Genomic DNA, 9,885 nt, shown 5'->3' on the forward strand with positions numbered 1-9,885 from the left:
GTGTCCGCTCAGGGGGCGCGGGTGAGGGTGATGGGGTAGGTCCGCGTGTCGCGGCGGATGAGGAGCGTGGCGGGACTGCCGGGTGCGCCCAGCTCCCGCTCGCGTGCCTCTCCGGCGGTGACGACGGTGGCCCCGTCGATGGACTTCACCACGTCCCCCGCGCGGATGGCGTCTCCGTGAAGGCCGTCCTGGACTCCTCGCACGAGGACCTCGTCGCCATCCATGCTGAAGAAGACACCGAGGCGACCGGGCTCGACTCGGGGAGGCCCCAGCTTCCAGTCGCCCACGTCCAGCGCCTTGCCCGCGGTCAGCTTGAGGGTCTTCTCCGCGCGCTCCGTCTTCTGGCTCCACGCGATGAGCCGGTGCTCACCCGGCGCGACGTCCTCCACACGGAAGCGACCATCCGCTCCGGTGGGGGGAGAGGTGAGTCCGTCCACATCCACGAACGCCGCCGCGAGGGGCGCGCCAGTCGCATCGACCAGCCGTCCGGAGATGACGCCTCCGGCCTCGACGATGATGTCGACCTGGGTGGTCTTCCCCGCGACGCTCGTGGCCTCCGCCTTTCCGGCCCGGCCATCCGGCAGCGTCACCGAGACGGCCAACTGTCCCGCCGGAACGTCCTCGACGACGAAGCGAGCACCCGCGAGCTCCAGCTCCTGACGTGAGAGGAAGTCGTCCTCGCTCTTCGTCGATGACACCACCAGCTTGAAGCCGTCGATGTCGCGTCCTCCCGCCGAGCGCACCGCTCCCGCCAGTCGCCCGCCGGGTTGGAGCTGGATGACCAGGGTTCTCTGCGTGTCGGGCACGGAGAGCAGGTCACCCCGTCGTCCGCCATTCGTCGCCCAGATGTGCAGGGCCTTGGTGCCCAGCGAGTCCGCGACGAGCAGGACCTGTCCCGAGGCATCCGTCATGTCCTCGAGGAGGATTTCGCTGCGGCCCGCCTCGCTGCCCATGACGGTCGCCGAGACACTGGGCGCGCCGTTCGGTTCGAGCACCGTGACGGCGAGGGCCCGCTTCGCTTCGCGCACCCGCAGGTCCACGCGCTGCGTCTGGCCGGCGGCCACTTCCACCACCTTCTCCTGGTCTCCGCTCTGATTGCCTGCCTCGGAGAGCCACGCTGCGACGTGATACGTGCCCGCGCGAACGCGCATGGACCAGGCGCCATCCGCCGCCGCGGAGATCTGGTGCGCCTCCGTACGCGCGTCCTTGACCCGCAGCGCGTAGACGGTGACGGGGCCCGTTGGAGCGCGTCCGTCCTCCATCTTGACGGTCCCCTCGAGTGTGCCTTCGCTCGACAACTGGATGCGGACCTGGCTTGTCTGCCCGGGGTTCACCATCACCCGCTCGCGCACGTGGGTCTGGCTTCCAGGATGATTGACCGCCACGTGGATCTCCCCGGGCGGGACGTCTTCGAGCGTGAAGGCACCTTGGGCATCCGTTACCGTCGTCAGGGCGCCTTCCACGGGGGCCATGCGCCAGCGCCGCTCGGGCGTGGCGTGGATGCCCGCGAGCGGCTTTGCCTGCTCATCCACCACCGTGCCTTCGATTCGCCCATTCGCATCCAGCTCCGCGAGCAGCTCGAAGCGCTGCCCGTCGAGTACGGTGACGCCGTCGCGCTTGAGCGAGCGGAAGCCCCTGGCCTGGACATTCACGGTGTACGCACCCGGGGCGAGGTTGCCCACCTGGAACCGTCCGTCCGCACCGGAGAGCGCGCTGCCGACCTCGGCGGGCGCCGCGTCGAACGAGAAGGCCAGGGCGCTCGGAGTCAGGGAGATGTTCGCGCCGGCGATGGGCTCCCCAGTGCCCTTGCGACGCACGACTCCCGAGAGCGAGGCCGCCGTCCCCAGGCGGATGCGCACGTCACGCACCGTCATCCCCGCGCCCACGATGACGCGCTCGGGGGCCGTGCCCGTCAGGTCTCCATGTCGCGCGGTGACGCGATAGACGCCGGGCGGGACGTCGAGCGAGAAGCCACCTCCCGCGCTCGACTCGGCTTCGAGCGTCTCGCCCATGCCGGTGGCGGTGATGCGTGCTCCGGGCGCGGGCTTGCCATCCGGAAGCTCCACGAAGCCCTCGATGAAGGCCGACCCGTCCAGCTCGACGAGGAGTCCCGAAGTGGGGACCAGGACCCGCGCGAGTCGCCGGGCGGCATGTCCCGGAGCGAGGGCTTCGAGCTGGTACTCACCGGGCGCGAGGCCCTCGGCGCGGAAGACGCCGCGCGCATCGGCGGAGGTGACGTAGCGCTCCTCCTCGGGAACGAAGGCGGTGTCCCTGGCGGCCGAGGACAGCAGCGTGCGTGGGGTGAGGATGAGCTGCGCGAGGGGCACGGGCGCCTTGGATGCGCGCTCCACGACGGTGCCCTCCAGGATGGCTCCGGTCCCGAGTACCAGTCGCACCTGCGTCCGCGCTTCGCCCCGAGGGCGGGTGAAGGCCGCGCGAGCGGGGGCCCGTCCCGAGGACTTCGCGGCGATGAGGTAGTGCCCCGGTCGCGCGGGAAGTCGAAGCGTGCCCGAGGCATCGGTGGTGCCCTTGCCCGCGATGAACCACGCGGGACGGCCCGTCGCCGGGACATGCGGTCCCTGGAGGTAGAGCGTGACGTGGGCGCCCGCGAGGGGACCTGTGCCATCGAGGACCTCGACGTACACGGTGCCCTCGTCCTCGCGCATCGGGTCGGTGACGGGGGGCGTGCCCGACTCCGCCGTGGGCGTCCCGACCGTCGTGGTCCCCGTCGAGGCTCCCAAACTCGTTGGCGCCTTCGCAAGCGGAGGTGCATCCAAAGCAGGGGCGGCTGAAGTGCCAACCGGAGCGGGGCTCCCGCGCAACCAGAGGACCGCGCCCACGAGGACCGCGAGGAGTGCGACCACGAACAGTGTTTTTCGGTTCATTTCGTCTCCAGGGGCGACATCCTGGATCCATACGGCCCGTGAATTCCAGGGGCGCTCATGTCCCGGGGCGCGCGGCTCGGGCGCCGTGTTGTCGCGGTGCGGAGGCGTCCGCGCGTGATACCTGTCGGGCGCGTCGGCGCGGAGGACGGAAATGGAACCGGTTCGACATGTCCGGGTGAAGGTGTGCTGCATCTCCTCGCGGGAGGAGGCACGGCTGGCGGTGTCCTGTGGCGCGGCCGCGCTGGGGCTCGTGTCGAAGATGCCGAGCGGCCCGGGTGTCATCGACGAGGGGCTCATCACGGAACTGGCCAGCCAGGCGCCCCCTGGCATCTCCACCTTCCTGCTCACGTGCGAGGAGGACGCCGACCGTCTCGTCGCGCAGGCCCGCCGCACCCGGGTGAACACGGTGCAGGTGGTGGACCGGGTGGGCACCGCGGTGCTCCGTCACGTGCGGGCCTCGCTGCCCTCGGTGAAGCTGGTGCAGGTGGTCCACGTGGTCGATGCCGCCTCCGTGGACGAGGCATGTGCCGTGGCGCGCGAGGTGGATGCCTTGTTGCTCGACTCGGGCAACCCGGCCCTGGCCGTGAAGGAGCTGGGCGGCACCGGACGCGTGCATGACTGGGCCTTCAGTCGGCGCATTCGCGAGGCGGTGTCGGTGCCCGTGTTCCTGGCTGGCGGCCTCACGCCGGAGAACGTGGGCGAGGCGATTCGCTCCGTGGGCCCGTTCGGGCTGGATGTCTGCAGTGGGCTGCGCACGGGCGGGCACCTGGATGAGGAGAAGCTTCAGCGGTTCATGCGCGCGGTGCGGGCCTCCGAGGGCTGACGCGCGTACGGGTCCAGGGCCCACCGCTGGACAGCGAGCCCGCGCCTCGGGGCGATTCTGGAAGGGAGGGGGCGTGCCTATCTCGTCCCGCTGATGCGCGGGCACGGGCCTTCTCCGGGCGGTTCGCGCGAATCCCCAGCGAGGTATGCCATGACGGATCGTCCCGCGACGCTCGTGCTCTCAGGTGGTGGCGGCAAGGGTGCCTTCCAGGTGGGCGCGGAGCGGGTGCTGCGCGAGGTGCATGGCTTTCGATGGGAGCGCGTCTTCGGCGTGTCGGTGGGCGCGCTGAACGCCGCCGTCATCGCCCAGAACGAATATGAGCGACTCACGAACCTCTGGATGAACCTCCGCGAGTCGGACGTGTACCGGAAGTTCCCGTGGCTCGTCGTCGCGCTGCGGCTCGGGGTGCTCAACAAGCTGGGGTTCTACGACAACACCCCCCTGAGGGACCTCGTCGAGCGCAACCTCGTCGGACGTCCCTTCGCCATTCCCGCGCATGTGGGCCGCGTCTCGCTCACCTCGGGCCTGTACGAGTTGGTGTCGAGCGATGCGAGCGACTTCATCCCGGCCGTCTGGCAGAGCGCGACAATGCCCGTCATCTGGGAGCCCATCGGTCCTCAGGCCATCGTCGACGGTGGGCTGCGCAACGTCACGCCGCTCGGCGATGCGCTCGGCTATGCACCCACGGAGATTGTCGTCATCGCCTGCTCGTCGTCCCGCATCGAGCCGATGCGCTATCCCTCCAACATCCTGGACGTGGCCCGACGCAGCCTCACCGACATCACCCTCAACGAAATCCTGATGAACGACGTGGACGTGTTCGTCCGCATCAACGACATGGTCAGGCAGGCCCACGAACAGGGCACCACGCTCCTGGCTCCGGATGGAAAGCCGTATGTCTATTGCCGCATCACGGTCATCGAGCCGACGGCGCCCATGGGCGACACGCTCGACTTCTCACCGGAGATGACGCGCATGCGCATCCGCCACGGCGAGGACCGCGCGCGCGCCATCATGCGGCCCACCGGAGTGGGGCCCGGGGAGCGGATGCCGCCGCGCATCGCGGCGCAGTTGGAGCCCGTGCTCCATTCGTGAAGAAGCGTGTCGTCGCCGTCCGGCTGTGACGAATCCGTGTCCCCTCGTTACGATGGGTTCCGCGCCGTGGAGTCAGCGGGCGTGGGAGGCACACCGTGGGCGAGCTTCAGAGGACGGCGCAGGCGCCTGCTGGCGCGGAGGAGTCCCCGGCCACGGAGCGCATCAAGGCCCTGGTTCCCCGGGCCCTGTCCGCGTCATCGGCGGAGGAGGGGGCGCGACTGGGGGATGACCTCAATGCGCTCCTGCTCCGACTCCCCTTGGAGCCCGAGCGCGACGCGAGCGCGGCGCTGCTGCGCAGGCTCCTGGATGACGGCGCGCTGGTGGGACTGGGCACGGAGAAGATGCCCGCGAGCATCGCCGCCACGAAGGCCTTGCTGGACCTGGGTTATCCGAGCGCACTCGAGGTCGACCCCCAGCACCTGGAGGCCCTGCGCCGGTGGGAGCGCGAGCGCACCGGTCTGCCGTGGCTCACCATCCTGGTGACGCTGTTTCTCGTGGTCATCGCGCAGGTGGCCGTCGTCACGCTGGGGGCCCCCGTCAACAGACCGTTCGACCCGATGATGTATCACCCGGATGCCGTGGCCCTTCAGCTCCCACCCGAGCCGCGCTGGTTCACTGGCTACGTCGGGCTGGTGAAGGACACGTCCCTCAATGTGCTGGGCCTCCAGTTCCTCGCGGGGGCCACCGCGTTCCTCTTCACCGTGGCAGCGGGGCATTGGCGCAAGGGCCGGGTCCTGGCGCGCCGGGCCTTTCTCTCGCTCTCCGTGCTCGGGGGCCTGGTGGCCCTCCTTCAGCTCCCCGCGGGGCCCTGGCTGAGCTTCGCCACGTTCATCGCCGCCGTGGGGGCCTTCATCTCGGCCGCAAGGCTGAAGGCCCCCTGAAAGGCCCTCGGGGCCCGGTTGTGACGTCTCTGTTGGACACAGGGTCGGAGACCTGGAGTACACGGGGATCATGACCTACAACTTGATGCGGTTTATACCGCTTTCCGTTCTTCCCCTGATGTTGAGCTGTGGCGTTCCTTCCGAGGAGGCGGCGCCCGCCCTCCTGGAGACACAGGCGCAGTCCCTCGCGACGGGCACGCCGGCGTCCACCGGGGTGCTGGCCTTCCTCAACAGTCGCTCCACGACGTTGGCGGTGTTGGACTTCGGGGTTCCGCTCAACGCGCTCACCGCGCAGAGCATCATCGCCCACCGCAACGGTCCAGATGGTGTGGAGTTCACGGCGGATGATCGCCACTACGTCTCCATCGAACAGGTGGATGCGATTGCCCAGGTGGGCCCGGCCGCGCTGGCCACGCTGGAGGCCTACGTCCGTGGGACGGGCCGCGTGGAGATGCCCCTGGACGAGCAGGTGGGCACCTTCCATGGCGTGGCCTTCAACCTCGCCGAGGCCCGGCGGGTCGTCGCCGCGGCGAACACGGAGAGCCTGGCGGCCCTCCAGAACACCGTGGGACTGAGCGCGAGTCAGGCGCAGGCCATCGTCGCCGCGCGTCGCATCGACCACATCGTGGAGCTGTCGCGGGTGGCGTTCATGAATGGCGCCGCGCTTCAGGCGCTCAAGAATCATGTCGCCCTGGCTCCCGACGGTGATCCATGCACGGGCCCGGCGACGTGTCAGGCCGGACTGTCGTGTCAGGGGTTGGCGTTCGGAGGCCCCATCGCCTACGGGCGCTGCCGGAGCAACCCGCCGATCGCGGGTGACAGCGACAGCTGCTCGGTGATGCGTCCGTGCCAGCCGGGGCTGGTGTGCTCGGGCTCCGAGTCCGGCTCTCCCGAGGGCATCTGCCGTCCGGCGTGGATGGCGGGCACCTTCACGAACTACTCGGACCTGGCGCTGCCCGGCTCGACGGTGCAGCTGGTGTCGGTGGTCGGCGTGGTGGGCCTCGCCACCGTGCCCGAGGACATCACCGTGGTGCTGGACCTGCTGCACTCCTCGTCGTCCAACCTGGTGCTCACGCTGGAGGACCCGGGTGGTGAGACGGCCTTGCTGTGGAACGGGCCCACCGAGGGCAGGCCCCCGTCCCGCATCCCGGTGACGCGTGGAATCCCGCGCGATGGGACCCTCAACGGCAAGTGGAAGCTGCACATCTCCAACCCCGCGGGGCAGGGGAGCGGCACGCTGCGCGAGTGGTCCGTGAAGCTCACCAGCCGCTTCGACTGACGTCGCGTCGTCACCACCGGGAGGCCGTGAAGAACCCGCGCGGCCTCCCGGTCGTCGCCGCGCGACTCACTCGCGAGACGACGCGCGGGTCGAAGCCGAAGTCGACGAACGACACGGATTGAGGGGAACCTTCGATGCCGCGCGGGTGTCCGCGTCGCGCGGCGTCACCAGGTGGCTGGAACACCATCGCTCTTCGGGGGCGTGCGCGGCATCGTCGTCGAGCCGCCGAGGCCGGGAACCGTTGTCTCGTCTCGCGCATCTGATTCGGGCGAGGTGGTCTCCGACTCCTCGGTGAGCTCCTTGTAGAAACGACGCCCGATGAAGACGCCCAGCACCAGCGAGACGACGAGACCGGCGGCGGACACCGCGGTCATCACCGTGCGCCCCTGGGCCAGCCCACTGCCGAACTGCGCGGTGAGAAAGGTCCCTGGAATGGTGCCCAACATCACGCCCGCGACCGAGGGCCAGAACCGCGCGCCACTCGCCGCGGCGGCCACCAGCATGACGTCGGTGGGACACAGCGGGTTGATGCACGCCATGAAGGCGAAGAGGAAATCGTGGCGCTTGGCCGCGCGCACCAGCGCTGGATATTTGCCCCCAGCCAGGCGCTTCATCGGCCGAGTCCCCAGCTTGCGTGCCAGCACGAAGAGCAACATGGCAGACAGGAAGCTGCCCGTTAGTGAATAGAGGGTCGCTGCGAGCGTCCCGAACATCATTCCGCCCACGGCGGTCAAGAGCTGCCCGGGCAGTAGCGTCAGGGGGCGCACGGCAAGAAACGCGATGTAGGCCAACGGCGCGGCTTTACCCAGAGGGGACAGCAGATCCGCGATGTAGCGCTGATCGATGAAGTCCGGTCCGAGCAGACGGAGCATCAACAGTCCACCGACGGACACGAGCATCGGTGCCAGGACTCGGAGCCATGTCTTCGCCACCTGCGCCACGCAACGCCTCCCTCGGGCGCCCTGAAGCGCGCGCCGCGGGCATGAAGGTGAGTGCCGGTCCGGGAATCGGCAATGCAGAGGGAATTGTTTTCAACAAGAGAGCGTCCTGCCGGGCATGCCTCCGCCCGGAAAGTAAGCAGGGCGAGCTTGTCCAACCGCATGAAACCATTGGGGTTTTGGTGTGGTGGGTCAGGCGAGAACGGCTGGCGGTGTACGGAGCTTGCTTGCATCGGGGCGCTTCCGTCCCAAGGTTTCAGGCAAGGGGCATCGAGGCGCGGGATGGGGGCAGGCAGCCAAGAGAGGAGAGGGCGCAATGTCGGACAAAGACAACAAGGGCAGCATGACGGTGGCCGAGGCGGGACGTAAGGGTGGAGAGACGGTCCGAAACGAGCGGGGTCGCGAGTTCTACGAGACCATCGGTCGCAAGGGCGGAGCCACGGTAAAGGCCGAGCGGGGTCGCTCGTTCTACGAGGAGATCGGCCGCAAGGGCGGCGAGACGGTGAAAGCCGAGCGCGGCGCGAAGTTCTACGAGGAGATCGGCAAGAAGGGCGGGGACCGCGTCAAGGCCACCCGCGGGCCGAACTTCTACGAGGAGATTGGCCGCAAGGGTGGGCAGAAGGTGAAGAAGCTCATCGAGGAGGGCAAGCGCGCGGCTCGTGCGGCGATGGCGGCCCAGGAAGGCGCGGCACCGGCGCAAGAGGGAGCCGCACCGACGACTCCAACGACTCCTGCGACTCCGGCGGCTCCTTCCGGTGAGACGGCGGGCCCCGGCCAGAACGAGTAGCGTGGCGCCTGGCGCGCGGACCCGCTAAGACGGCCGCGTGTACCTGGTCATCACGTTCCTCGAGCAGATGGAAGGGACCGAGCGAGCCATCCGTCGGCTCCGGGAGTTTGGCATCCCGGAGCCGCTGGTGGTCCGAGCTCGGAGCGCGGCCGCGGCGTTGTCCGCCGAGGTGCCCGTGTTCGCGGGGCTGCGAAGTCTGGCCCTGGGCGCGGACGAAGACCGCGTGTTGCTGGTGAGCATGTTGCCCGCCGTCTCCGCCGAGGAGATGGAGCGGATGATTCAACGGGTGCAACTGGAGATGGATGCGGACGATCCACCCATGGGCCGCCTGGTCGCCCTGCCGGTGATCGCCGCGCCGACCCACCGCCGCTCGTGACGTGAAGTCGCGGCCGGTGTAAGCAAGTCTCGTGCAAGCGCTGCTCGTCTTTCTCGCCATCGCGGCGCTGTCCCTGCTCGCCTCGAGTCCGGCGTTGGACTCCGCGCGATTCCCGGCGCTGGCGCGGCTGGCGGCGGGCGGGTTCCTGTTCCTGCTCTTCGGCGTCGTGCTGGGCCCGTCGGTGGTGGGGGTGTTGTCGGTGGAGGACCTGCGCCTCTTGCGGCCGGTGATGGCGCTGGGGCTGGGGACGGCGGGCGTCATCCTGGGGTTGAACCTGGAGCCCCGGCTGCTGCGGCTGTTGCCCCGGCCGGTGTACTCGGCGGCGCTGGCGCACGCGGGGACGGCGTTCCTCTTCGTGGCGGTGCCGTTGTTCGTGCCGCTGCTGTTGACCTTGAGGCCGTCGTTCCATGCGGCGGTGGGAGCCGCGTCGCTCCTGGGCGCGGCGGCGAGCCTGTCCTCGGGGCACTTCGCGGTGCTGGCGTACCGGGGTGGGCGGATGGACCGCGCGCGGGGCCTGGGCGTGGCGCTGCTGACGATGCTGGATGACGCGGTGGGGCTCGTGGTGCTGGCCCTGGCGCTGCTCCTGGGCGCGGCGCCCACGGTGGGCGAGGGGCTGGGGCTGGTGTGCCTGGCGCTGCTGCTGGGCATCCTGTGTGGCGCGCTCCTGGCGTACCTCACCCACGCGCTGAAGGACCCGGCGGAGCTGGCGACGGTGACGCTGGGAATGGTGGCGCTCGTGGGCGGCGCCGCGGCGTATCTCCGGGTGTCCGCGCTGCTCGCGGGCGTGGCGTGCGGGGCGACGCTGGCGCTGGTGGGAGGGC

General features: G+C 69.7%; 8 protein-coding genes and 1 pseudogene. 7 read left to right on the forward strand and 2 right to left on the reverse strand.

What is annotated here, in order from left to right; genetic code table 11:
• Positions 1 to 8: 8 nt before the first annotated feature.
• Positions 9 to 2,741, reverse strand: a complete 2,733-nt coding sequence (locus tag FJV41_RS44955) for a carboxypeptidase regulatory-like domain-containing protein (RefSeq protein ID WP_246137814.1) — start codon at positions 2,739 to 2,741, stop codon at positions 9 to 11.
• Between the two features lie 295 nt (positions 2,742 to 3,036).
• Here FJV41_RS44955 and FJV41_RS44960 point away from each other — a divergent pair, with 295 nt between their 5' ends.
• The 4 genes from FJV41_RS44960 to FJV41_RS44975 all read left to right on the forward strand — a co-directional run bounded on the left by FJV41_RS44960 (position 3,037) and on the right by FJV41_RS44975 (position 6,963).
• On the forward strand, positions 3,037 to 3,708 hold the full coding sequence (locus tag FJV41_RS44960) for a phosphoribosylanthranilate isomerase (RefSeq protein ID WP_141648797.1): 672 nt from the start codon (positions 3,037 to 3,039) through the stop codon (positions 3,706 to 3,708).
• A gap of 150 nt (positions 3,709 to 3,858) precedes the next feature.
• Positions 3,859 to 4,803 (forward strand): patatin-like phospholipase family protein, encoded by a 945-nt coding sequence (locus tag FJV41_RS44965; RefSeq protein WP_141648798.1) that lies wholly within the window; start codon positions 3,859 to 3,861, stop codon positions 4,801 to 4,803.
• A 95-nt stretch (positions 4,804 to 4,898) separates the two neighbouring features.
• On the forward strand, positions 4,899 to 5,684 hold the full coding sequence (locus tag FJV41_RS44970; RefSeq protein ID WP_141648799.1) for a hypothetical protein: 786 nt from the start codon (positions 4,899 to 4,901) through the stop codon (positions 5,682 to 5,684).
• A gap of 70 nt (positions 5,685 to 5,754) precedes the next feature.
• Complete coding sequence (locus FJV41_RS44975) at positions 5,755 to 6,963, forward strand: proprotein convertase P-domain-containing protein (protein WP_141648800.1); 1,209 nt, start codon at positions 5,755 to 5,757, stop codon at positions 6,961 to 6,963.
• A 164-nt stretch (positions 6,964 to 7,127) separates the two neighbouring features.
• On the opposite strand, the gene FJV41_RS44980 is transcribed toward FJV41_RS44975, so the two are convergent.
• Positions 7,128 to 7,904 (reverse strand): TVP38/TMEM64 family protein, encoded by a 777-nt coding sequence (locus FJV41_RS44980; RefSeq protein WP_141648801.1) that lies wholly within the window; start codon positions 7,902 to 7,904, stop codon positions 7,128 to 7,130.
• A gap of 313 nt (positions 7,905 to 8,217) precedes the next feature.
• Here FJV41_RS44980 and FJV41_RS44985 point away from each other — a divergent pair, with 313 nt between their 5' ends.
• The 3 genes and pseudogenes from FJV41_RS44985 to FJV41_RS44995 form a co-directional block, all read left to right on the forward strand.
• Entirely contained in the window at positions 8,218 to 8,688 is a 471-nt protein-coding gene (locus FJV41_RS44985; protein ID WP_141648802.1) for a general stress protein, read from the forward strand.
• A 37-nt stretch (positions 8,689 to 8,725) separates the two neighbouring features.
• Entirely contained in the window at positions 8,726 to 9,064 is a 339-nt protein-coding gene (locus tag FJV41_RS44990; protein ID WP_141648803.1) for a hypothetical protein, read from the forward strand.
• Positions 9,065 to 9,095: 31 nt separating this feature from the next.
• A pseudogene (locus tag FJV41_RS44995) lies at positions 9,096 to 9,885 on the forward strand (sodium:proton exchanger); the annotation flags it as partial.

The sequence above is a fragment of the Myxococcus llanfairpwllgwyngyllgogerychwyrndrobwllllantysiliogogogochensis genome, assembly GCF_006636215.1.
Lineage (GTDB): Bacteria > Myxococcota > Myxococcia > Myxococcales > Myxococcaceae > Myxococcus > Myxococcus llanfairpwllgwyngyllgogerychwyrndrobwllllantysiliogogogochensis.